The sequence below is a fragment of the Flavobacterium nitratireducens genome (assembly GCF_029625335.1).
Classification (GTDB): Bacteria; Bacteroidota; Bacteroidia; order Flavobacteriales; family Flavobacteriaceae; genus Flavobacterium; species Flavobacterium nitratireducens.
In genome coordinates this window covers 2,620,741-2,642,954 of record NZ_CP121111.1, presented here as the reverse complement: position 1 = coordinate 2,642,954, position 22,214 = coordinate 2,620,741, and the positions used below count along the sequence as shown (strand labels likewise).

Annotated in this window: 25 protein-coding genes and 1 pseudogene; 14 read left to right on the top strand and 12 right to left on the bottom strand. The window is 30.8% G+C overall.

All coding sequences use genetic code 11. The features are described from left to right. Positions 1 to 117: 117 nt before the first annotated feature. From P5P90_RS12405 to P5P90_RS12395, 3 genes are all read right to left on the bottom strand, one after another. Positions 118 to 2,604, bottom strand: a complete 2,487-nt coding sequence (locus P5P90_RS12405) for a DEAD/DEAH box helicase (RefSeq protein ID WP_278034971.1) — start codon at positions 2,602 to 2,604, stop codon at positions 118 to 120. A 9-nt stretch (positions 2,605 to 2,613) separates the two neighbouring features. Beyond that, positions 2,614 to 4,191, bottom strand: coding sequence for a site-specific DNA-methyltransferase (locus P5P90_RS12400; RefSeq protein ID WP_278034970.1), 1,578 nt, complete (start codon positions 4,189 to 4,191; stop codon positions 2,614 to 2,616). A gap of 97 nt (positions 4,192 to 4,288) precedes the next feature. Next, a complete protein-coding gene (locus P5P90_RS12395; protein ID WP_278034969.1) occupies positions 4,289 to 5,302 on the bottom strand; it encodes an AAA family ATPase in 1,014 nt (337 codons plus the stop codon). Between the two features lie 452 nt (positions 5,303 to 5,754). Between P5P90_RS12395 and P5P90_RS14240 the strand changes: the two genes are divergently transcribed. The 7 genes from P5P90_RS14240 (at position 5,755) to P5P90_RS12365 (ending at position 10,501) form a co-directional block, all read left to right on the top strand. Further along, entirely contained in the window at positions 5,755 to 6,357 is a 603-nt protein-coding gene (locus tag P5P90_RS14240; RefSeq protein WP_340696403.1) for an Arm DNA-binding domain-containing protein, read from the top strand. A 188-nt stretch (positions 6,358 to 6,545) separates the two neighbouring features. Beyond that, a complete protein-coding gene (locus tag P5P90_RS14235) occupies positions 6,546 to 6,962 on the top strand; it encodes a site-specific integrase (protein WP_340696402.1) in 417 nt (138 codons plus the stop codon). A 142-nt stretch (positions 6,963 to 7,104) separates the two neighbouring features. Next, complete coding sequence (locus tag P5P90_RS12385) at positions 7,105 to 7,626, top strand: hypothetical protein (RefSeq protein ID WP_278034968.1); 522 nt, start codon at positions 7,105 to 7,107, stop codon at positions 7,624 to 7,626. Positions 7,627 to 7,634: 8 nt separating this feature from the next. Beyond that, a complete protein-coding gene (locus tag P5P90_RS12380) occupies positions 7,635 to 8,084 on the top strand; it encodes a LexA family protein (protein ID WP_278034967.1) in 450 nt (149 codons plus the stop codon). 28 nt (positions 8,085 to 8,112) lie between these two features. Further along, complete coding sequence (locus P5P90_RS12375; RefSeq protein WP_278034966.1) at positions 8,113 to 9,372, top strand: Y-family DNA polymerase; 1,260 nt, start codon at positions 8,113 to 8,115, stop codon at positions 9,370 to 9,372. A 6-nt stretch (positions 9,373 to 9,378) separates the two neighbouring features. Beyond that, on the top strand, positions 9,379 to 9,813 hold the full coding sequence (locus P5P90_RS12370; protein ID WP_278034965.1) for a DUF1810 domain-containing protein: 435 nt from the start codon (positions 9,379 to 9,381) through the stop codon (positions 9,811 to 9,813). Positions 9,814 to 9,862: 49 nt separating this feature from the next. Beyond that, positions 9,863 to 10,501, top strand: a complete 639-nt coding sequence (locus P5P90_RS12365) for an SOS response-associated peptidase (protein ID WP_278034964.1) — start codon at positions 9,863 to 9,865, stop codon at positions 10,499 to 10,501. Between the two features lie 6 nt (positions 10,502 to 10,507). Here P5P90_RS12365 and P5P90_RS12360 read toward each other — a convergent pair whose 3' ends face one another. Next, positions 10,508 to 10,744: a helix-turn-helix domain-containing protein gene (locus P5P90_RS12360; RefSeq protein WP_278034963.1), complete on the bottom strand. Its 237-nt coding sequence runs from the start codon at positions 10,742 to 10,744 to the stop codon at positions 10,508 to 10,510. 946 nt (positions 10,745 to 11,690) lie between these two features. Between P5P90_RS12360 and P5P90_RS12355 the strand changes: the two genes are divergently transcribed. The 4 genes from P5P90_RS12355 to P5P90_RS12340 are packed head-to-tail and all read left to right on the top strand — an operon-like array spanning position 11,691 to position 13,232. Beyond that, positions 11,691 to 12,449: a hypothetical protein gene (locus P5P90_RS12355; RefSeq protein ID WP_278034962.1), complete on the top strand. Its 759-nt coding sequence runs from the start codon at positions 11,691 to 11,693 to the stop codon at positions 12,447 to 12,449. Further along, positions 12,449 to 12,850 carry a DUF5675 family protein gene (locus P5P90_RS12350; RefSeq protein WP_278034961.1) on the top strand — a complete coding sequence of 134 codons (402 nt, stop codon included), beginning with the start codon at positions 12,449 to 12,451 and terminating at the stop codon, positions 12,848 to 12,850. The genes P5P90_RS12355 and P5P90_RS12350 overlap by 1 nt, the downstream gene beginning before the upstream one ends. Before the next feature lie 3 nt (positions 12,851 to 12,853). Next, positions 12,854 to 13,069, top strand: coding sequence for a hypothetical protein (locus tag P5P90_RS12345; protein ID WP_278034960.1), 216 nt, complete (start codon positions 12,854 to 12,856; stop codon positions 13,067 to 13,069). Next, positions 13,056 to 13,232 (top strand): hypothetical protein, encoded by a 177-nt coding sequence (locus tag P5P90_RS12340; RefSeq protein WP_278034959.1) that lies wholly within the window; start codon positions 13,056 to 13,058, stop codon positions 13,230 to 13,232. The genes P5P90_RS12345 and P5P90_RS12340 overlap by 14 nt, the downstream gene beginning before the upstream one ends. Before the next feature lie 69 nt (positions 13,233 to 13,301). Here P5P90_RS12340 and P5P90_RS12335 read toward each other — a convergent pair whose 3' ends face one another. Both P5P90_RS12335 and P5P90_RS12330 read right to left on the bottom strand, forming a co-directional pair. Continuing rightward, entirely contained in the window at positions 13,302 to 13,724 is a 423-nt protein-coding gene (locus P5P90_RS12335) for a DUF6943 family protein (RefSeq protein WP_278034958.1), read from the bottom strand. A 968-nt stretch (positions 13,725 to 14,692) separates the two neighbouring features. Continuing rightward, on the bottom strand, positions 14,693 to 15,574 hold the full coding sequence (locus tag P5P90_RS12330; RefSeq protein WP_278036511.1) for an IS982 family transposase: 882 nt from the start codon (positions 15,572 to 15,574) through the stop codon (positions 14,693 to 14,695). Between the two features lie 530 nt (positions 15,575 to 16,104). On the opposite strand from P5P90_RS12330, the gene P5P90_RS12325 reads away from it, so the two are divergent. After that, positions 16,105 to 16,257 (top strand): DUF4172 domain-containing protein, encoded by a 153-nt coding sequence (locus tag P5P90_RS12325; RefSeq protein ID WP_278034957.1) that lies wholly within the window; start codon positions 16,105 to 16,107, stop codon positions 16,255 to 16,257. After that, positions 16,235 to 17,191, top strand: a complete 957-nt coding sequence (locus P5P90_RS12320) for a Fic family protein (RefSeq protein WP_278034956.1) — start codon at positions 16,235 to 16,237, stop codon at positions 17,189 to 17,191. Before P5P90_RS12325 ends, P5P90_RS12320 begins: the two co-directional genes overlap by 23 nt. A 36-nt stretch (positions 17,192 to 17,227) precedes the next feature. Here P5P90_RS12320 and P5P90_RS12315 read toward each other — a convergent pair whose 3' ends face one another. After that, complete coding sequence (locus P5P90_RS12315) at positions 17,228 to 17,548, bottom strand: hypothetical protein (protein ID WP_278034955.1); 321 nt, start codon at positions 17,546 to 17,548, stop codon at positions 17,228 to 17,230. A 13-nt stretch (positions 17,549 to 17,561) separates the two neighbouring features. Then, the gene (locus P5P90_RS12310; protein WP_278036524.1) at positions 17,562 to 18,854 is read right to left on the bottom strand and encodes a 3'-5' exonuclease; all 1,293 of its coding nucleotides are present in this window, start codon (positions 18,852 to 18,854) and stop codon (positions 17,562 to 17,564) included. Positions 18,855 to 18,943: 89 nt separating this feature from the next. Between P5P90_RS12310 and P5P90_RS12305 the strand changes: the two genes are divergently transcribed. Continuing rightward, positions 18,944 to 19,225 (top strand): hypothetical protein, encoded by a 282-nt coding sequence (locus P5P90_RS12305; protein WP_278034954.1) that lies wholly within the window; start codon positions 18,944 to 18,946, stop codon positions 19,223 to 19,225. Positions 19,226 to 19,317: 92 nt separating this feature from the next. Here the strand turns inward: P5P90_RS12305 and P5P90_RS12300 are convergent, their stop codons facing one another. The 4 genes and pseudogenes from P5P90_RS12300 to P5P90_RS12285 form a co-directional block, all read right to left on the bottom strand. Continuing rightward, entirely contained in the window at positions 19,318 to 19,971 is a 654-nt protein-coding gene (locus P5P90_RS12300; protein ID WP_278034953.1) for a P-loop NTPase family protein, read from the bottom strand. Between the two features lie 15 nt (positions 19,972 to 19,986). Then, on the bottom strand, positions 19,987 to 20,784 hold the full coding sequence (locus P5P90_RS12295) for a transcriptional regulator (protein WP_278034952.1): 798 nt from the start codon (positions 20,782 to 20,784) through the stop codon (positions 19,987 to 19,989). A 35-nt stretch (positions 20,785 to 20,819) separates the two neighbouring features. Further along, a complete protein-coding gene (locus tag P5P90_RS12290) occupies positions 20,820 to 21,119 on the bottom strand; it encodes a helix-turn-helix domain-containing protein (RefSeq protein ID WP_278034951.1) in 300 nt (99 codons plus the stop codon). 275 nt (positions 21,120 to 21,394) lie between these two features. Beyond that, positions 21,395 to 22,020: pseudogene (locus tag P5P90_RS12285) on the bottom strand (RteC domain-containing protein). Between the last annotated feature and the right edge of the window lie 194 nt (positions 22,021 to 22,214).

Sequence of the window (22,214 nt, the reverse complement as noted above, 5' to 3'; positions counted from 1 at the left end):
TGGTTTGAAAAACCATAAAATACTTGTACTTCTCTCCTGATTTTTCAGCCCATATTTTGCCTAACTTATTTTTATCTTTACTATCATCATTATCCAAATAGTCTCCTTTAGTTTCAATTAAAACAATGTTTCCTTTTTTGGTATAAATAATAAAGTCAGGGTAATGGTCTCTATAATATCCATTGATAAAAACCCTTTGCCACGTGTTAAGTTTCTATGCCAAAATATTACATTATCCATTGTTGCAATGGTCATAATCATATCTTGTTCAAATCCATTCATAGTATCTTCACGTTCATATAATGATTTCCCAATTGCAGTGCTTAAGTTGATAGGGTTGATACTTTCACTAAATAAAAAATTCTCTTTTACAAAAACCTCATTGGAATCAAGCAATATCTTAAATCTTTGTTTTGAATATGCAGAACTTAAGTCGTTGATTTTGTTTTTAATTTTTTGAATGTAAATAAACTCATTATGGATAATGTCTCTGATTTGATCATTAGATAAACTTTCGAATACCCTACCTACATAACGCTTTAAATCTTGCTCTGAAATAGGTGTCATATCACCTAATTTGCTTACAATAAACTTACTTACATCTTTAATTTGGTTTTCTTTTGGTTTAGACAAAATAGTATCTACTAATATATTTTTTGCTCTTTGTGAAACTTTATTAGCAGTTGCAGTTCCTTTACTACTATCAAAATCTACAGAATAAATCTCAGCAGAAATTTCATCAAAATTAATTTTAGTATCACACTCTAGTAAGTTGAAACCTTTTAACAAACTATTTTTGTTTAGTAAATAATCACTTTCTGTTAGCTCTTCAAACAAAATATTTTGAGCTAATTCATCTGTTTCAGTTTTTAAGAAAAATTGAGGTAATACAATAGTTTTTGTAATAGATTCAAATTGTTTATCTATTACATATCTTTTTGGAGTTTGCTTCATAACTTCTGTAAAAAAGGTGGTATTATCATCAATCTCTATGCTGTTTACTTTTTCTTCAAAAACTTTACTCTCTATTACAGCTTTTTCAGTAATGTGTCCTATAACTGTTATGTTATTAGTATAGCTTTCTAAAGTAACTTCTTCATCAGGGTTAAAGTCAATAGCATTTATATTAAAATCATCATCAGATTTTACTTCTGTAACAACAGGATTTTCAAACAAATCTTGTTGTAAAATTTCTTCATTGGTTAATTTTGGTACTGGTAATTCCTCTGCAAAATAATCTTCTTTAGAAAATCCAGCATCTTGTAATCCTTTTACAATATTATTTAAAGTATCATTGAATCTAGCAGATGCAGTTAATACAAAAGACATGTTCAATAAAGGACTATTATGTTTTGTTACATAAGGCTGTCTTAATACCCTACCTAAAATTTGCTCTACTTCTACAGGAGAAGATTTATCTGCCAAAGAAGCTAAAATATAAGCATTAGGACAATCCCAACCCTCTTTAAGTGCATTTACAGTTATTATGTATCTAACTGGGCAATTTCTATCCATTAAATTAATTCCTTTTAACTCATCGATACCACTAACTTTGATTTTGATTTGTTCTTCAGGTATTCTTAACTTAACTAATTGCTCCTTAATTTTTTGAAAGGTTGTATTATCTTTCCCTTTGATATTAGACTGAGCTTGAAATAAAATGATAGGTCTTATATATTTTCCTGTGATAGTTTCTTCTTCTTTGGCTAATAATTCTAGTTGTCTTTGAAGATGTAATGCACTATTGATAACTTCTTCTTTTTTGTGATGATTGTAAACCACAACAGGTAATTTTACCATATGCTCTTGCTTTAATTTTAAAGCACTAACAAAACTAATAATATTACTATTCTCCTTTGGTGTAGCTGTTAAATCTAGAACCATAGAGGGGTTTAAATTTTTGAGCATTTCTACACTCAAATCACTTTCTGCATTGTGGCTTTCATCAACAATCACAATAGGATTTAAACTCCTAATAACATTGATTAAAGCAGTTTCATCTGTATCTTCAAGTACTAAATCTTTATTTATAATAGTCTCTCTAAAAGCTTCTAAAGCACCATTTTCTTGAAATATCTTCCTATCTTCTTTTTTAGCTTTATCAATTCTTAAACTACTAAAATTCAATACAAAAATATTCAGTTGTTCAGTTGCAGAAGTTGGATTGAAATTAGCTCCTTGCAAAAGTTGGTCTTTTTGATATACTTCTACTTTATGACCAAAAAGACTATTGATTTTCTCTCTGTATGGATGACTAGGGTTATTTAAATTGTTATAAGTTTGCTGTAACAAATTACTCCAAGGCACAAGCCAAACTACAGCTTTTGCATTTCCTTGATTGAAAAATTTATTTATAGTGTATAAGGCATTGCAAGCTATGAAAGTTTTACCACCAGCAGTTGGAACTTTTACAGCAATATGTACTGCTCCGGGAATGTTGTCTTTATAGGGTTTCATTCCAGATTGTGTAAGTGGATTATATGCACCCACTCTGTCAGTCCAAAACTCATTAAAAGCTTTAGCTGGATTGGTATGTTGTTGTAGATAAGAAAGGTAATTTTCTAAATCTTTTATTACGTCTTGTTGGTATGGCTTTAGCTCCATTGTATCTATTTAAAACCTAGTTATATCTCTTGGTATTTTTTTGAAAATAATGTGATATTTACTCATTAGTTTTTCATCTAACAAACAATTATCTGCATAAATTATATATTGCTCTGCCTTAGTTTTTAATTTTCTTAAAAAACTTTCATCTAATGTGGTCATAGCATCTTTATCATAATAGAAATAATAGGCAGTTTGTTCTTTAACTCCTAGTAAGTACTGTTCATTTTGCTTTATGTAATTAGATTTTGTTTCAGAAAACCACACATACTCATTAATTCTTTCTATACCAATAGCCTCATTTAATAAGTCATTCTCTAAGAATATAGGTTCTCCTAATTCATAAAAACTAAAATCACCACCTGTTCCCTCTATAGGTTTAGCTTCTGAGCCATAACCTTTGATTACTCTTTTTACTCTTTCAGCAGTAATAGTGTTGGCATAATCTTCCATTTCAATTAAAATGAATTTCCTGTTACCTCCATCTTGTTTATTAAGGTTTAAAACTGCATGAGCTGTTGTGCCTGAACCTGCAAAGGAATCTAGGATAATGGAGTTTTTATCAGTTGACAAATCAATTATTTGTTTAATGAACGTAGTTGGCTTTGGAGTATCAAAAACTTTTGAACCAAAAATATCTTGAATTTCTTGTGTTCCATTAGTTGCAGTACCCACATTATCCCAAATTGATTTAGGTGTTTTACCTCTTTCCTCAGCTTCTGAATAGAACCTTTTTAATTGTGGCTTAGACTTTCCATTTTTACCAAATACAATTCTATTATCTTTTAAAAAATCTAAATATTCTTTTTCTCCTGTTCTCCAACATCTTCCTTTTGGAGGCAAAAATACTTCTCCTGTGTTTGGGTTTTCAATTTCATAGGTTAAATTGGGTCTAATTCCAGGGGAATCAAATGGGTCAGCTTTCCATATACCTCTTATGTCATTATCAGGATTAGAAAATCCATCTGAATCTAGCTTTAACGTAAACTTACTTTTATTACTATAGAATACTTGTATATCTTTGCAATATACTAATGTATGATTGTGATTTAATGAAATAACAGCATCATTTGAAACAGACTTTCTAGAGTTCCAAATTATATCTGAGAGAAAACTCCTAATGCCAAAAATCTCATTTATAATTTGAATTAAGTTTGAAACTTCAACATCATCAATAGATATAAAAATCACACCATCATCAGCCAATAATTTATGAAGTAATTTTAATCTTGGGTACATCATACAGAGCCACTTATCATGCCTAGATAAATCTTCACTTTCTTTACCTACCACTTGCCCTAACCACTTTTTTATTTTAGGGTCATTTACATTATCATTATATACCCAGCCTTCATTTCCTGTATTATAAGGAGGGTCAATATAAATACACTTTATTTTGCCCTCATATTGTGGAAGTAAGCTTTTTAAAGCCTCTAGGTTATCTCCGTGAATAATTTTGTTTTTACTAACAAAAGCATCTGTTTCAGAACCATTGCTATAAGTGTATTGCTGTTCTAAAATTTTATAAGGTACATCTTGATGATGGTTAATTACTTTGTCTTTTCCTATCCAATTGAGTGTTGGCATATATGTTAAAATTTAAAATGCTAAATGTACTTTTTTTTTACGCTTTTAAAATATTTCTATCAATTAAGAAAAATATTTTATGATTTAAAAAAATTCGTTACTTCTTGTTTTTATTGATAATTTCAGATATAACAGACTTACTCACCCTAAATTCAGTATCTTTTAATTTTGCTTCAATTTGTCTTACTGAAAGACCTTTGTTTTTAAGTTCTAAAACTTTATCAATAATTACTGTATTGTCTTTTTTGGAATTTTGAATTTTACTATTTCTTTCTCCTGTTTCTCTAAAAATTAAATTCTTGTTCATCTCTAAAACATAACTTTTAGATTTATGAGAGCTATCTAAAAAATTAGCTTTCAACACCCATAAATCTTTGTAATTATCTTTGAAATGATTAGGTCTAAGTTCAATTACAGATCTCATTTTAGCTTCAAATGCTTGCGAGCCTATTATACTGTCTTTACTTGGACTATTCTTTTGGGTATTTTTTCCAATATGATGTAGAAATAAAATTAAACAGCCATATTTTTTGGCAAGTTTATCATATTCATTTAGAAACTGGCGAACTTGAGTATTTGCATTTATCTCTTTAGCAAATACATCCGTAAAAGCATCTATAACAATTAGGTCACAAGGTTCTTTTTCTAAAATTTTCTTTAATCTCTCTAAAAGATTTTCTGTATCAAAAATAAATTGTAAATTTTTTAATAAAGAAAAATCTAAATTAGGATCTTCAATCTGTAAATATTGAATTTGCTTTCTAATTGCAGCACTTACAGAATTTGAATCGTCTTCAGTACTAACATATATAACCTTATTGCTTTTACAATTCAATTTACATCCAATAAAAGTTTCTTTTTGTAAAACAACACTCAAACTAAGTTGTCTAAGAAAAGTTGATTTACCACTATCAGAAGTACCTACTAAAGATGCTAGTCCTACTTTTTGAAAAAAAGGATCAAGTAATTTTGGTAAAGTTTCTATTTCAAGGTTATATAATTCAAGTGCATCAAATGTACTTTTGTATTCCTCAATAATTTCTGAAGTAGAAGCAGGGGTATTTTCTAAAATCACATCATTGATATTATTTGGGGTAGATTCAATTTTCATTAAATAAACATTTATAGTACAACCTTAAAACAAGTCATGTGTTAAAACACAATGTCCTAACAGTATAATATATTTAGGACAGGACAATATTAAAATATTTTTATTAATTTTAAAGTACAAACAACATGAAAAGGTATACTTTTAGGCATACAAAGATTCAGAAATCTTGTAAAGTGCCGTTATTGCTACATCCAATACAACAGGTTCGAGTCCTGTTCCCGCTACTAAGAAAAAGTTTCACAATTGTGGAGCTTTTTTTATTTACAAAATAACAGCTCTTCTTTTAAAATAGCTATCCTAAAAAATTCCTTCCAAAACTCAATTTTTAACTAAACAAATAAGCAATCCCTTTTTCAAGGTGTGCATTTAGGTGTGCAACTTTTTAAAAAAGGTAGACTTTTAGGTGTGCAAATGTTAAAAAAAGGTGTGCAACTTTTTAAAATCTAAAAACCATGAATACTTCTAAAATCACAATAACTTTTGTCATCGTAAAAAACAGGATAAATAAAGCCGGTAAGTGTTCTCTAAAATGTAGAATAACCTACCAAAAATCAAGACACGAATTCTCAACAGGTCTTTTTGTTTTCCCTGATGATTGGATAAACAACCTACAAGAAGTTGCCACTTCAAACAAAGAAAGCGACTATATAAATACTGAAATTAGCCTGATTAAGAATAAAATTAATCAGGCTTTTTTATTGCTGAAAATTCAAAATTCCAATTTCAATGTTGAAGATATTTACCTATCCTTTAAGGGAGAAAATATTAAAACTGAAAAAACTGTTCTTGAAGTGTTTGAATTACATAATACTAAAATGTATAAGCTTATTGGAAAAAGCTACTCAATTGCAACATATTACAAATTCAAAGAATCCAAAAATCATATAAAAAATTTCATAAAACATGAATATAAAAAAAAAGACTACCTACTTACTAACCTAAACTTAAATTTCCTTGAAAAGTTTGATTTCTATCTTAGTTCAGAAGTCCGACAAAACAAATTACAATTAATAAAACAATTCAAAGACTACGTAAAATTATTAAACTTGCAATAAGTGAAGGATACATAATTAGAGATCCATTTATACTTTATACTCCCAAAAGATTCGAGAAATCAGTTATTTTTTTAAATAATGAAGAATTAAAACTACTAAAAGATTATCATTTTACAAACAACCCAAGATTACAAAAAGTCAAAGATTGCTTTATATTTTGTTGCTTTACAGGTCTAGCATTTGCAGAAATGGAAGAATTTAAAAGGGAACATCTTAAAGTTGAATTTGATGGCAATATCTGGATTAAAATGACTAGAAAAAAAACTAAAGGAATAGTTAGCGTTCCCCTCCTACAGCCAGCAAAGGAAATTTTAAATAAGTATCAACTTGATAAAAAACCTTTACCAATAGTTTCAAACCAAAAATTCAATTCTTATCTCAAAGAAATAGCTGAAATAACAGGAATAGAAAAAAGGTTAACACACCACATTGCGAGAAAAACATTTGCTTCAACCGTATTATTATACAATGAAGTACCAATGGAAATTGTATCTGAGCTATTAGGGCATTCTAATATGGCTATTACACAAGTACACTATGGTAAAATAGTTCAAAAGAAAATAAGTGAAGAAATGAGTAAATTATCAAATAAATTAGATAAATAAAAAAAACATTAAACCTATATAAATCATTTAAAAAGCCAGTCTGAATCATTTAATAAAATAATTATTTCATCCTCATTAACATTAAAAGCAATAAGACTTATGTAATTTTGTATTATATAAAATTCTTAGACCTATACTAAATATGAATGCAGAAGCAAAAATCATCAGTCAACATAATTTAGATTGTTCCAGTCTTGAAAATTTAGCCAATGACATTGCAAACCGTTTGAATTGTAATATAGAATTTGGTCAATATCAAAATTTGAATGGCAAACATGAGTTCATAAAATTGGGTACAGTTACTTTAAATTCCAAAGGAATAATAACTACACTTTACGACATGACTAATGATAATGTTTCAGAATACAATTATGTTTTAGAATTGGGTGAAGAAGCAAAATTAATTTACAGTGACATTATCAATATCCTTCCCCCTTGGGAAGAAGATTTTGATAGGATATTTAACATTTTCAATTCTCAGGAGTTCATTGAAGAACCATATTATACAGGTGTCTTTGATGAACTCAGGAAATTGGGAAGTGATAAAGTATATTTTATAAAAGACAATAACGAACCTGAAATTACTATTAAAACCAAATCAAGCACTCAGGATTACATTCAACAAATCAAAGACAAGGTGACTTTTTTTGAAGTGGCTTTATAGTTTAAATTATGAAATTAAGAAGTTTACATACTACTCAAACATTGGAATTTTATATCCCAGACTATTCTTCAAAATTAGAATTACCTTTTTTTGACGTAGGTATTAGTGCAGGATTCCCATCACCTGCTGATGATTTCATTGAACTTACCATTGATTTAAACAAACACTTAATAAAGCATAAAGACTCTACTTTTTTTGCAAAAGTTAAAGGTAACTCGATGATTAATGCAGGAATATATGATGGAGATTTATTAGTAATTGATAAAAGTCTTGAACCACAAAACAACAAAATAGCAGTTTGTCAAATTGATGGTGAATTTACCGTTAAAAGAATTAAAAAAGAAAAAGATATTGTTTGGCTTATAGCTGAAAATGAAGAATATGAACCAATAAAAGTTACCCCTGAAAATGAATTAATGATTTGGGGTATTGTGATACATAGTATAAAAACTTTCTAAGACCAATTAGTAATATAAAATATTAAAAATGTTTGCTTTAGTAGACTGCAATAATTTCTATGCCTCATGTCAAAGGGTATTTGAACCTCATTTAATTGGCAAACCTATAGTAGTTTTATCCAATAATGATGGTTGTGTTATTGCACGTTCTAATGAAGCTAAAGCATTGGGAATTCCTATGGGTGCTCCAGCATTTGAATTTAAAAAAGTTTTTGAGGATAATAATGTTTTTGTCTTTTCATCTAATTACGCATTATATGGCGATATGAGTTCCCGAGTTATGAATATACTTTCTACTTATACACCAGATATTGAAATTTACAGCATTGACGAAGCATTCTTAAAATTCAAAGGTTTTGATTTATTTGACTTCAATGAGTATGGTTTAAAAATTCAACGTACAGTCACAAAAAGTACTGGAATACCTATTAGTATTGGTTTTGCTCCAACAAAAGCTTTAGCTAAAGTTGCTAATAAAATAGCTAAAAAATTTCCTGAACGAACTAAAAGTGTGTATGTAATAAATGATGAAGAAAAAAGAATTAAAGCCCTCAAATGGACTAAAATTGAAGATGTTTGGGGTATAGGAAGAAAGCATACTAAGCGTTTACAAGCAAAAAAAGTATTTACAGCCTATCAATTTACTCAGCTTCCAGATGAATGGGTTCGTAAAGAAATGGCTGTTGTTGGGCTAAGAATTAAACACGAATTGGAAGGTAAACAAACACTGGATTTGGAAACTCCTAAGAATAAAAAAATGATTGCTACTACACGTTCATTTGAAAAATCACTAATAAGTTTTGATGATGTTTCAGAAAGAATCTCAACTTTTACAGCATCATGTTCTGAAAAATTAAGAAAACAAGGAAGTCATTGCAATATGGTTATGGTTTTTCTTCAAACAAACTATCATCGACAGGATCAAAAGCAATATTCTAGAAATATTGTTATCAATACAGACTTCCCAACCAACTCAACTATTGAGCTAAATCATTATACTCAAATTGGATTAAAAGCTATTTTCAAGGAAGGATTTCAATACAAAAAGGCAGGTGTTATTGTTATGGGATTAACCCCAAATGATAAAATACAATTGTCATTATTTAACACTTCCAATCCAAAGCACCAACCATTAATGTCTGTAATAGACAAACTCAATAAGAGCTACGGAACTAACAAAATAAAATTTGCAACACAATCACTTGGTAGACAATGGAAAATGCGTCAGGAAAAACTATCTCCATCTTACACCACTAGAATCAAGGATATTATTACCATAAAAGTATAATTAAGCATGGCTAATTCATACGATTTATCAAGATATTTAGAGGGACAAAAAAGTACTTATAATAATGCTTTGGCAGAAATCCAACAGGGTAAAAAACAATCTCATTGGATGTGGTTTATATTTCCTCAAATTATTGGATTAGGTTTTACTGACTATAATATTTTCTATGCCATTAAAAATATTGAAGAAGCAAAAGAATACTATTATCATCCTGTTCTTGGTAAAAGACTAATCGAAATAACAACAGCATTTTTAAATATCAAAAATAAAACAGCTTTAGATATTTTAGGTAAACCTGATACACGCAAACTAAAATCGTGTATGACTTTATTTTTGCAAGTACCAAATGCTTCAACTATATTCCAAGATGTCCTTGACAAATTTTATGATGGAGAACAAGATCAAAAAACTTTAGAAATTCTACAAAAACAAATTAATTAACCTTTGATATTTTTTTGTAATTTTAAGACTAATGCAAAATAAATAAAAGATGTGTTTTCATTCCAAACAAACAAAATTAGCATTAGAGGTACAATCTCGCTTTAAAGCTAAAATTAAAGACTTAGCTGTTTTTAAACCATCTGAACACATCAATGGATTTGAATTTCCTAAAACTCCAATTATTATAGATGAAAACCCAACTGAAATTTTGCATTACGATTGGGGGTTGATACCGAATTGGGCTAAAGATCAAAGCATTCAAAAAATGACGTTAAATGCAAGAATAGAAACCGTAGATGAAAAACCTTCATTTAGGGATTCTGTTAGTAAAAGATGCCTAGTAATAGCGAATGGATTTTATGAATGGCAATGGCACGATACAAAAGGGAAAAACAAAACAAAATATGAAATAGGAATTGGCAACGACGATTTGTATGCTTATGCAGGCTTATATTCTCAATGGACTGATAAAAACACTGGAGAGATAAAAAACACCTACACAATTGTTACAACAAAAGCTAATCCTCTTATGGCTGAAATCCATAACATAAAAAAAAGAATGCCTATTATTTTGAAACCTGAAGATGAAATAAAATGGTTAAGCCATGATCCTATTGAAAAATACTCGTATCCTTATGAAGTCAATTTAGTAGCAACAAAAATTGATTCGCCATTGACTCTATTTTAAAATAAATTAATCGTTTTCATTTTGAAAAGTTACTAATTCCTTTAATGGAACTTCAAGAGCTTGACTGATTCTGTATAAGCTATATAGTGTTGGGTTAGTTCTTCCTGATTCAATTCTTGAGATATTAGTAGTGTCAATTTTACGTTCTATCAACCCCACTAAATCCACTTGAGACATACCTCTTTCTGTTCTTAATTTTTGGATTTTTTTACCCACTAACTTCAACAATTCAGACTTTTCCATTCTTGACATATTTGACAAGTCAAGAAAAAACTTATATTTGTTGTTGTTAATGCCATATATGACAAGTCTAAAATTGTTTTTAAGTATCGAAATCAAATCAAACTAGAGGTATATTTTAAAATTATCAATATGAAAAAATTAATGATAACGAAATCATTCTGAAGAAGCACAAAAAAAGAACGACTGACAAATATAAAAATAAAAAAACCCGAAACTTTCGTTTCGGGTTTTTGCGGAGAAAGAGGGATTTATGTATTCTTTCTAACGCTAGTATTTTCAAGTGTTTTTATATAAAACTTTTCTAAGTACTCCTAATTGTACCCCTATGAAAAAATCGTAGTTTCTCATATGTGTTGATTGTGCTAATTTACGAAAATAAGTCCATAAATTTCTAATATACTAACCAAATTTTGAACTAGTTAAGTGAAAAATTTAATCAACGATTAGAGTAATTACTTGTTCGTGTTTTAAACTGGTATAATTGCAGAATTCTTCAACACTTACAAACTCATTTTCAAGCTTATTAAGGTCCTTTCTAATCTTTTGTAACAATCGAATACTTTGGCGATAACTCTTTCCAGTAATACGCTGTATGTCCTTTGGATAGATACATAATCTCTTTTTTTCTGTTTTCATACTTTATCTATGGCTTTGATTAGGCTTTGAGTAGCATTAAGATATTTTATTACAAATATCTTGAAACTATAAAATTAAAGAATAAACCATTTAGTTTTAAGTGGGGAATTTTCATATTCGATACTACAATTTGATTGTCAAATGAGAAGATTATTGCCATTTATGTCAAATTGTGACATTTGGAACTAAGCTCATTTACTTGTTACGATTAACTTTTAAATTTTGTATTGAAATCATTCAAAAATGTGGTTGCAACTGATTGAAAGAATGAAGGAGTTTTTAATTGAATGTTTAACAAAATTTTGAAGTTATGGCTAGACAGAAAGGCATAATTAAATTGAAAGGTACTATCGGGGATATTACTTTTTACAAAACGCAAGATGGACATTTGGCGAGAGAAAAAGGCGGTATTGACGCTAGCAGAATTGCCAATGATCCTGCGTTTCAAAGAACTCGAGAGAATGGTTCCGAGTTTGGAAGAGCTGGAAAAGCAGGAAAGCTTTTAAGAACAGCTTTCAGACCTATGCTATTAAATTCTGCAGATAGCAGAATGGTGAGTAGACTTACTCAAAGAATGGTAAAGGTTATTCAAGCGGATTTAGTAAGTGAAAGAGGTTTACGTAACGTGATTGATGGAGAAACTGAATTGTTATTCGGTTTTGAATTTAATATTCGTGGTAAGCTTGGTACTTCTTTGTTTGCTCCTTTTGTGCCTTCTATTGACCGAGTTACAGGAGAGATTAAAGTTGATTTAGCATCATTTATTCCATCGAATATGATTGCAGCTCCAAGCGGAACAACTCACTTTAAAATCATCTCTGGTGGTGCTGAAGTAGATTTTGAAGCTGAAACCTATGCGGTTGCTACTTCTGAAACTGCAATTTTAGCTTGGGATGGAACAGCTACGGCTGTGATTAGTCAAACCAATGCGGTTACTGCAAACTCAACAAAGCCATTGTTTTTGGCTTTAGGTGTTGAATTCTATCAGGAGATTAATGGGCAAATGTATCCTTTGAAAAATGGTGCTTTTAATCCATTAGCGATTGCAATGGTTGATAGTGGAGTGTAATGGTTATTGAATTATCCAGAACTTATTTCCCTGAAGGAACAAACGGAAAACTCACGTGTGAAGGTAAATTGATTTGCAACGTTATTGAATTACCTTGGAAGAAGAATGAAAAGAGAGTTTCTTGTATTCCTGAAGGGAAATATTTTATTAGAAAGCGGTATAGTCAGAAATTCAAATGGCATCTTGAAATTACTGGTGTTGAAAATAGAAGTTTGATTTTGTTTCATCCTGCCAATAATGCATTGAAAGAATTGAATGGTTGTATTGCTCCGGTTACTAAACTTTCTGGTCCAGGACTTGGATTACTTTCGAGAAAAGCTTTTGAGAAGTTAAAAGTGATGGTTTATTCAGTTTTGGACAAACAGGAAAGTGTTATGTTATTAATTACATCTAATTTATAGATTATGAAAAATATAGTTAATAGAGTTTCAGCTCCCACACCTAAGTTTTTTAAAGTGCTTCGTACTATTGGTTTGGCATTAGCAGCAGTTGGTGGAACTATTTTAGCAGCACCAGTCGCTTTGCCAGTTGTTGTTACAACCATTGGTGGTTATGTTACGGTTGCCGGAAGTGTTTTGACAGCTGCAAGTCAGTTGACAATTCCAAATGACAGCGAATAATCACACGCTAATAGGTACTGCAAGTGGTACATTTTTAAGTATTGCACCCAATATTCAATCTGAAGATATTGCAAAAACGGTTATCTTAGCCACTATTGGTGCTGTAGTTAGTTTTACTATTTCGTTAGTACTTAAAAGTCTGAATAAGAAGCACAAAAAATAAGTTTAGCCCTAGTTGTGGTGACCTTTGGGTTAAACAAATTGAAAGCCTAGTCGTTAGACCAGGCTTTTATTATTTATTGCAATACCTATACAATATAACCCTTCTCATATCATTGATAAGGTTGATATTTTCATGGAATTGCTTTTCTTTTTGTTCCAGTAGCTTCAATGCCTCAATGTGTTTGAGGTGCTGCTCATGCTCTTGCATCAGTGCAGCTACTTTGGGTGAAAACTCGTTTTTGAACTCGTGTAAGCGAATAAAGGGTATAACGGAACCGATTAAATGCTGATGCCAGAATTTTGATTTCCATAAGCTGAACGCTATCCAATAGACGTTCTCGCGGTCGGTTTCGCTTTGGCAGATGATTACAAAGCTGTTGGTAAATGGCTCGTTTTTGGGCTTTCCGCTGTTCATACCTTTGTTAAGAATGAAAAAATGAGGTTTGGCGTAAATAGTGCCTTTGCGGTGGGTTTTAATGATGAAAGTAAGCATAATACAGGACTTTAAGATTAGCTTTTCTTCTCTTTCCGGATGGTTTCCCCTTTGAAATGCACTGGTGCTCCGCTACGCTTCGCACACAAAATTTTTCAAAAGAAAAAAAAGAAAAAAGAAAGCCGGTCGTCCAAGTGAAAGGTTTCAGAAAAACAAGTTTTTTTTAAAAAAATACTACCCGATATATGATAGAAGCAATCAGCGTCAAGGCAAAATCAAATTGTGTTTTGAAACTGTTTGGGTGGAGATTTTTTTTAAAACCGGAGGCTTGAACTTGTTTTTCTGAATACCTGGAACTTATCTTCGCTTCCTTTTTTTTTATTTTTTTGTTTTGTATCCAAATTTGAATTGTCTGTATTTAATCGGAGGTAAATTGAAGCAGGGATTTTTTAGGGATGGTTGTCGTTAGCAGGTGCGTTGTTTGGGCAAGTGTATCGTTTTTTATTGGCTTTATAGGGATGTTGTGATTGGTTTTGTGAAAAGCTGATGCCCTGAGTAGTGTTCAGTATTCAGTAATCAGTTGACAGTATTCAAAGCGTGTTATGGAACTGTTTGGGCATCAGCTTTTCGGAAAACCAATGTATTAGAGGTTTCTGAGCCAATAAAACAACGATACTCTTGCTGTGGTTTGGTTTTATGGGTGCCCTAAATAGTGTTCAGTAATCAGTCGTAGTCGGCAGTGTAGTTAGGTGTTTTGAAACAAGTAAAGGCACTCATAAAAGCAAATCGAATACTTCCTATGTTTACCGTTTGCTGATAAAGACAGTTACCGTTAAGGTTCTGAGGAATGCTTAAAATCGAGGTCTTTCTGCTGAAATGCAGGTCTTTCTTTCTGGCGGTGGCGAAGGGTGTTTTTTTTAAAAACCGGCTGGTGCGAGGAAGTTTTTAAAAAAGTTGCCCTGGAGCCACCGCCTAAAAAAGCGTTGGATGAGCGGCTTTTTTACATAATGTTAACCCGTAGTGCATTATTAAGTTAAATTAATTTTCAGATTATTGAGGTTTCTTCCAAAGACGAATTTGTTTAAATATTGTATAGTGGTTAATGTCGTTATTTTAGAAAGAATCCTTGTTTTAAATCCTTTAAAAGATTTAGCATAATTACGCCTAATCATAAACTGATCACACAATTGAGAGAATAAGGTTTCTATACGTTTTCTAAACTTTTTAAATTGATAAAACTGTGGTTTATAGTCTTTTTGATTCACCCGTTTCGGAGTTTCCAATTCGATATTTACCTCATTAAACAAATCAAGTTGGATGGTTTGAGAGAGGTATCCTCTATCTCCAAGCAACACACAATCTGATAATTGCGATTTTATATCTTTTAGATAATGAATATCATGAACCGAAGCAGGAGTTAAATCAAAACTTTGAAAAACTCCTTCAATAGAACATACAGCATGCAATTTGTATCCGTAATAGTGTAAATTTTGAGAGGCGCAAAATCCTTTATTTGGAAGGGCATAATCTTCTTCTTTACAAATTTTACTTCTTGAAGAACGAGCTATTTTGCAAACCTCTAAAGGCATACTATCAACCACAAAATAATTTTCAAATTCATTAAATTTTTCAACCATTTTCATTCTTATTTCTTCAATATGAAAAAACAACTGTCGTTTTCTTCTGTTATAAACAGTACGTTCGATTTTTGAACTAATATCAAGACCCTTTATTTCTCTAAAAAGCTGATGTTCAGAATCAATAGATTTAAATTCTGCCAAAACAATTAAGCTAATCAGTTCAATGTCAGATAATTTTGGTTTTATAGGTTTGAAATAAAAATTTTCTGTTTTTGTTAGTTTTCGTAATTCCGTAAGAATTAATTCGTAATTTGCCTCTAAGTTGCTCATAGCTGTAATTGACTGGTAATCATTACAATTTAACACTTTTTGGTGTTTTGAGCAACTTCTTTTTATAATGCACTACGGGTTAATGTTATTATAGTGCATCCGAGTTTTGATTAGTAGCAGGATAGTTCTTTATGCACTATAATGCCACATTATGTAAAGAAGCTTGGGAGAAAAAATTACTGGCATGAGTTGCGTAGCGTACGTGTTTTTGTTTTGAGCGTTGGGCAAGCTCTTGACTGATGGCTTTATTGGTTTTCATTATTAAACAGAAAGTTTTAGCCAACAGGCAAAGTGCTTGAAGCTTGTTGGAGCAAAAACCATGACAGTAATTTTTTTAGGAGCGTTGGGAAGGAGTGGCAATTGGAAGACAAACGTTCTCTATAAATAACTGAGCTTTCTCTTTTTTTATTGCTATGCGGTAATTTTGATCTATATTTGCCGCAAAAATGCGGTGATAATATAAAATAATCGCCGCATAATTTGTTATTTGCGGTAAAATAGGTTTATATTTACCGCAAAAATGCGGTGTTATGTATATTCATCAACGAAAAGACTGGACAAAATTTACCTGGGATGCGGAAGTAATTACTTCTTTGCTTGGGGAAGTTAGACATAGACAAGGCAAGATACTGGGTGTAATGCAAGGACTTGGATTTCTGAATGCAAGAGGAAACTGTGCTTAAAACCTTGACTTTGGATGTTGTGAAGTCGAGTGAAATTGAAGGAGAGCAACTGAACCCAGAACAAGTACGTTCTTCAATTGCAAGACGTTTGGGTATTGAAATAGCCGGAGCTGTAGCTGCAGAACGCAATGTTGAAGGTGTAGTAGAAATGTTATTGGATGCAACACAACGCTATGATGAACCTTTAAGTGAAGACCGTTTGTTTGGATGGCATGCAGCACTGTTTCCGACCGGGCGAAGTGGTATGTATAAAATAAAGACTGCAGCTTGGCGTGATGATGCGATGCAGGTTACTTCGGGACCAATGGGAAAGGAAACGGTACATTTTGAAGCACCGAGTGCAGAGAAAGTGCCGGCAGAAATGAATGCTTTTTTGGATTGGTTTAATTCTAGTCAAGAAATTGATCCTGTGCTTAAAGCTGCTTTTGCGCATTTGTGGTTTGTTACGATACACCCTTTTGACGATGGTAATGGTCGTATTACGCGTGCGATAACCGATATGCAATTGGCACGAGCCGACCAAAGCAAACAACGGTTTTATTCGATGTCGGCACAAATACAGGCTGACAGAAAAACCTATTATGAAATATTGGAAAGCACCCAAAAAGGAGATTTGGATATCACACCATGGCTTAGATGGTTTCTTGAATGCTTGTTGCACTCGATGGCACAGACTGATGAAACGATAGCAGCCACTTTAAAACGTGCTCGTTTTTGGGAAACTCACCACGCTACAGACTTTAACCCGCGTCAACAAAAAATACTTCAATTGTTGCTTGATGACTTTTTTGGTAAATTGACTGTTTCTAAGTATGCCAAAATAACTAAAGTATCTACGGATACCTCACTTAGGGATATACAGGATTTAATGGGTAAAGGTATACTATCACAAGAAGGTAGTGGAAGAGGAACCTCGTATAAGTTGATACATTAAATTTCAGTATGTGATAATTACATGTGCATTTTTTAATCAATCTGTAAACATAGTTATTCTAAAATCTAAAGATTTTTCTTTACAACTAGGACAATAATTATTGACCATATTTAATTTCAAATCAAAGTTATTGATTGTGTTATTTTCAAAATTATTTCCTTTTAATATTTTATCAGTATAAAATAGGTATTTGTCAGAATCCTTATGTTCAAAATAGTTAATGTTTTCAAATTCTAAAGTTTCTTTATTAATTGCAGGAACAGGGCAATGTTTTTGATAACTAAATCTTCCACCACCGTATCTGAATTCATTAGAAAAACCACAAGATTTACATTTTGTTGCTATTATATTTCCCATTTATTGTTTTATATTAATTACCAAATCCTGAAAAATCAATCAAGTAAATATAACCTCTTTCTTTAGCTGCTTGAGTCCAATTATTTGAATAAGTTGTACCGTTTTTTTCATCAGATAGTTTAGTTTCTTCATATGTGTTTACATAAACGGAAGAGACTACAAAACCCGATAATATTTCTATACCCATTAGTTGATTAACCATTGCTCTTGATAATTGTGCAATTTTTTGATTATTGTGGATAACATACCAAAATGTGAAAGCTCCTATCTCTTTAGTTAAAAAAATTTGATCTCCTACTTTAACATTATCTCTGATGTACTCAAATGAATTAAGCCCAAAATTGCTTGCACTCCAATACATAGTAAACTTATCTATTCCTTCTTTAATTTTTAAACCGTAATTTGCTTTAATAGTTGTTTCGGAATATTTATGAGAGTTACCTGTGTCTAAGGCATTTTCTCTTTTATGCTTGATTACAAAAAGCTGTTTTTTTGCTCTTGTATAAGCTACATAATACAATCTTCTTTCTTCTTCGATATAATCTTTAATTTTAACATCAGAAACAGTTGTTGTTGATGGTAAATTGGAAAGAGAAGCTGGTATAATTACTGCATCATATTCAATTCCTTTTACCTTATGCATAGTAGTCACAATAATTTCTTGATTAATAAAATCAGATTTTATTAAGTTTATATTTTGATCGTATATTTTACCATATTGTCCATCATCTTTTTGACTTATTTCTTTTATAAAATCAATCAAGTCTTGATAGGTTGATTCATCTTCTCTTTCTTTATTGAATTCTAAAAGGATACAGTGAAAAATATCTAAAAAGTATTCCTCCCAATTTGGATGGTTTACTATGATTTCTTTTTTGAAATTGGCGACTGTTTCAAGATAATTTTTTTCTAATACTACTGTTGCTTGTTTTTCAAATCTTGAAATTAAATAGTGAAATTCCCGAGTTTTATATAGTGAACCATTTGCTCCTTGTATTCTAATTTTTACATCTGGGATATTTTCATTTTTAAGAATATTGAAAGCTCTGTAGACTTCATCATTAGATCTGAACATTACTGCAATTTGTTTGTATTTTTGATTATCCTCATCTCTATATTTGACGAAATCGTTTACTTTCTGCTTCCAATCAATTCTAGTTTCAGCTAATCCAACTATGTTACAAGAGTCTTCTTTCATTGAAGGTTGCAAAAAAGCCTCTAATTTAGGCATCTCATATTTGGTATAATTTAGTGCTAAAAGTCTTTCTGCTTCTTCAAGAATCAGTGGATAAGAACGATAATTAATGCTTAAATTTAATTCTACAGGCTTGTATATTTCTTTGAATTTCTCATAATAGGGTTTAGGATCTGGAAGCAGAAATAGGGCTATTAGTCATGTCATTTCAAGAGAGTTTTGCTAAAAAATCCTATTCTGTTTTAAATGCTGAAAAGTTTGTTGATGGAGACATTACAATAGAAACTGAAAATATTAATGCAGATTCCTATTTATTATCTGAATTGACTCAAGCAAATGAATTATTTAAATTAAGGATATTAGGGAAGTTGAAAAATTTTAATGTTATCTCAAAATTTGAAATTGAAAAATTAGATTTTATTGATAAAGTAATGTGGGAACGGTTTTTAAGATTATACTCACTACTTAAATTAATAAAATAAAAATTAATCAATTATAATAAATCTTACTATTGAGATATGAACATATCTTTATAGTAAGATTTTTTTGTTGTTATCCCCATTACTCAGGTCATTTATCTTTTGTCCTTGGAATTAGTATTAAAAGAAATCACATTGAACATGTTTCTCATCCTAGAGCGTAACCGGTTTCCATATAGTTTTTCGATTTCTGTTGCTGATAAGTTAGTAGTGATGTGCGTTATAGATTTGTTATCGATAAAATGTTCGTAACGAGTTATCAGAATTTCAGCCATTACATTGCAATCGTTACCAAAGTGTTTTATTTGTTGTTCGGCACCTAAGTCATCAAAGCAAAAACCTGAAAATCTGATTTGGTTATTGGATTTGTGCGTGTAAGGATTTAACGCTTCGTAACCTTGTTTTGCAAATTCAAATGAAATTTCTCTGCAGGTTTTGATTTTATAGTTTGTGTAATGATTTGAGAAAGGTTTTAGTAATTGCATGATAGATGTTTTTCCGCAACCAATTGGACCCGATAACAAAATACCTTTGGAAAGATTGATTTGTAATTTATCTGCTATTTTTTGGTCTTTGATCATATAAATAATCAGCTTGTAGATTGTTGGAATATCTTCTTTACAAATTTTAAAAGATTGGCCATAACGGATTTTTCCTTGATGGTTTATGAATAGTAAACAGTTGTTGAAGTCGTATATTTTTTGATTGTTCTTGATGATGAAACAATCGGTTATGTTTGTAATGTTCATTGTTTCAAGTTTTTGTTATAAAGGTTCTGAATAGTTTTTTTCGTTAGGTACGTGCAAGTGATTTGGTTTTATTTTTTCAGAATTTTGAATCTTAAACTTTTCTGAATTTAAAATCCAATTTCGAGCTGCAGCTTTCCAGTCTTTCATTTTAGATTTTCCGCCAACAAGCCACCCGTTGCTTTGGAAGTGGTTGTAGAATTTTTCAGCATCGATTTGGGTTACGTTTTTTTCTTTGAAAAAAGCAATCACATTTGACATTTCTGGAGGAATTGTATTTTCTAAATTTTTTCCTTCGCCAAGCTCAGGATGACAAAGTGGATCATAATTTTTAAACGGGTTATTTTTTTTATTTTTTGCTTGTTCTTCTATGTTTACATTGTTTATACTGTTTGTATTGTTTATAATGTTTATAGAAGATACCAGTGCTTGTTTATCACTTGTTTTATTCTTGTTTACTGCTTGTTCATTAGCTTGTTTAGTTTTAAGTTGGGTTACTTCTTTTTTTCGAAGTGGTTTTAACTCATTTGAAAGGTTTACCATTCTGACCATACTTCCTCGAAATGGATTATAGGATGGTTCGTAAATAACATACCCTTTTTCATGTAACTCTCTCATGCATTTGTGGTAAGTGGCTTTTGAGCAAATTTTACTTATTCTCATTACCTCATCACGAGTTATACTTATTGGGTTTTCAAAGCGGTTGAGGTTCCAAAATTGAAATAGTGAAATGTATAGACTTACATGGGTAGGGTTGAGGTCGTAATCATGGACTAGTTTGTCGAAAAAGCCAGTAAGGTGTTTTATATAGTTCATTTTTTAGTAATTAGCGATTAGTAACTAGTGATTAGCTATTGGTTTAGCATTTTATGGATGTCCTCGTATTTGTAGTAAATGATACCACCAATGCGTTTGAATTTAAGTGTTCCGTTTATACGTAGATTTTGAAGTGTTCCTGGAGAGATTTTAAGTAGTTTACGAACTTCAGAAGACTTTAGCCATTGTGGTATTTCTTCTTTTTGAGAAGATGATTTTATTTCGTTTAGTAGTAAGTTACCAAAGTTTAGTAAATCACGTTTTGTTACTACTTGATGGTTTAATAATTCGATGTTGTCGATTTCTGGGAAAAGCTTTTTAGGATGTAAATTCATGATGAAAGTATTTGATTTGTTATAGTACAAATTACTTTCAATTGGTTGTTTTTAATTCACAAGGTGTACTCAAGTTGGGAATGATTTTTTATTAAATAGTTTGTTAAACCTTATTATTGTTGGGTTTGAGTATTTAACTTTATGAGGAGTGAAAATTTACATCATTCTAAATTTGAGAAAAACACGTTGGAAACTCTGAAAAGAGTATACCTGTATAACTTTTCACAAGTTGTACACAAGTTGGGAAAAAAATCCAAGGTTTTAGCCTTGGATTTTTATAGTTCATCTTCTTTCATTTTACGGTTGAGGTTCTCCGTAATGGAGTTCAAGAATTTGGTTTGGATGGTTTTTCGTGACTTGATATCAATAAACGCCCTGTAGATATTGTCTTCAATATCCACATTAAACATTTTACCGAAATATGTTGCTATCTCTTTTACATCACAATTTCCAGCATTAATTGCTCCAGAAAGTTGTAGTGCATAGATTAATTCTACTAAATCTACTTTGGAAGCGGTCCAGTTGAGGTTGCTGTTTAATAAAGAGTTGTTGATTAAATGATTCCCATTTAATTCTTGTAATTTCTTTTCTAAATAACCTTCAAGAATTTCGTTGGCAATAAATGTTGCTAAAATGAAATCATGTGATGTACATAATTTTGAATCTGAAATTAAATGCGAACAGTTATCCCATAAGTTTTTGTATTGCTTACGGACAAAATATTCTTCGTCTTTATAAGATCCTTTTGAACGATAGTATTCATAGAATTCTTTGTTACTCATACCATACTCGTAGAGTTTTACTAATTCCTTTTCATAGTGCTTTTTTTCTTCTTTTTTGTAGGTGGTAATGAGCCTTCAATTTTTAATAGTTGCTGATGGTATATTATTTTAGAAACCAATTTTGGTTTTAGTTCTTTGAAGAACTGAATTTCCTCTTGAATGGTGTTAAAAATGTGGTTTTTAAGTCATTTTCCAAGCTCTTTAAGTTTTTCTTGAATGAATTCAATCATCTTGTGACAAAGCTCTAAAACATCAGATTTAGTATTTTTTAATGCTTCATATTCGCATTCAAATTCGTAAAAATAGTTGAAAT

Excerpts from the sequence above, each read along its gene's own strand:
- P5P90_RS14240 (WP_340696403.1), top strand. The coding sequence starts at position 5,755 with ATGAATACTTCTAAAATCACAATAACTTTTGTCATCGTAAAAAACAGG.
- P5P90_RS12350 (WP_278034961.1), top strand. The coding sequence starts at position 12,449 with ATGGTTATTGAATTATCCAGAACTTATTTCCCTGAAGGAACAAACGGA.
- P5P90_RS12400 (WP_278034970.1), bottom strand. The coding sequence starts at position 4,191 with ATGCCAACACTCAATTGGATAGGAAAAGACAAAGTAATTAACCATCAT.
- P5P90_RS12385 (WP_278034968.1), top strand. The coding sequence starts at position 7,105 with ATGAATGCAGAAGCAAAAATCATCAGTCAACATAATTTAGATTGTTCC.
- P5P90_RS12375 (WP_278034966.1), top strand. The coding sequence starts at position 8,113 with ATGTTTGCTTTAGTAGACTGCAATAATTTCTATGCCTCATGTCAAAGG.
- P5P90_RS12355 (WP_278034962.1), top strand. The coding sequence starts at position 11,691 with ATGGCTAGACAGAAAGGCATAATTAAATTGAAAGGTACTATCGGGGAT.
- P5P90_RS12305 (WP_278034954.1), top strand. The coding sequence starts at position 18,944 with ATGTCATTTCAAGAGAGTTTTGCTAAAAAATCCTATTCTGTTTTAAAT.
- P5P90_RS12330 (WP_278036511.1), bottom strand. The coding sequence starts at position 15,574 with ATGAGCAACTTAGAGGCAAATTACGAATTAATTCTTACGGAATTACGA.
- P5P90_RS12295 (WP_278034952.1), bottom strand. The coding sequence starts at position 20,784 with ATGAACTATATAAAACACCTTACTGGCTTTTTCGACAAACTAGTCCAT.
- P5P90_RS12345 (WP_278034960.1), top strand. The coding sequence starts at position 12,854 with ATGAAAAATATAGTTAATAGAGTTTCAGCTCCCACACCTAAGTTTTTT.
- P5P90_RS12405 (WP_278034971.1), bottom strand. The coding sequence starts at position 2,604 with ATGGAGCTAAAGCCATACCAACAAGACGTAATAAAAGATTTAGAAAAT.
- P5P90_RS12320 (WP_278034956.1), top strand. The coding sequence starts at position 16,235 with ATGCAAGAGGAAACTGTGCTTAAAACCTTGACTTTGGATGTTGTGAAG.
- P5P90_RS12290 (WP_278034951.1), bottom strand. The coding sequence starts at position 21,119 with ATGAATTTACATCCTAAAAAGCTTTTCCCAGAAATCGACAACATCGAA.
- P5P90_RS12335 (WP_278034958.1), bottom strand. The coding sequence starts at position 13,724 with ATGCTTACTTTCATCATTAAAACCCACCGCAAAGGCACTATTTACGCC.
- P5P90_RS12315 (WP_278034955.1), bottom strand. The coding sequence starts at position 17,548 with ATGGGAAATATAATAGCAACAAAATGTAAATCTTGTGGTTTTTCTAAT.
- P5P90_RS12395 (WP_278034969.1), bottom strand. The coding sequence starts at position 5,302 with ATGAAAATTGAATCTACCCCAAATAATATCAATGATGTGATTTTAGAA.
- P5P90_RS12370 (WP_278034965.1), top strand. The coding sequence starts at position 9,379 with ATGGCTAATTCATACGATTTATCAAGATATTTAGAGGGACAAAAAAGT.
- P5P90_RS12300 (WP_278034953.1), bottom strand. The coding sequence starts at position 19,971 with ATGAACATTACAAACATAACCGATTGTTTCATCATCAAGAACAATCAA.
- P5P90_RS12365 (WP_278034964.1), top strand. The coding sequence starts at position 9,863 with ATGTGTTTTCATTCCAAACAAACAAAATTAGCATTAGAGGTACAATCT.
- P5P90_RS12380 (WP_278034967.1), top strand. The coding sequence starts at position 7,635 with ATGAAATTAAGAAGTTTACATACTACTCAAACATTGGAATTTTATATC.
- P5P90_RS14235 (WP_340696402.1), top strand. The coding sequence starts at position 6,546 with ATGGAAGAATTTAAAAGGGAACATCTTAAAGTTGAATTTGATGGCAAT.
- P5P90_RS12325 (WP_278034957.1), top strand. The coding sequence starts at position 16,105 with ATGTATATTCATCAACGAAAAGACTGGACAAAATTTACCTGGGATGCG.
- P5P90_RS12340 (WP_278034959.1), top strand. The coding sequence starts at position 13,056 with ATGACAGCGAATAATCACACGCTAATAGGTACTGCAAGTGGTACATTT.
- P5P90_RS12360 (WP_278034963.1), bottom strand. The coding sequence starts at position 10,744 with ATGGAAAAGTCTGAATTGTTGAAGTTAGTGGGTAAAAAAATCCAAAAA.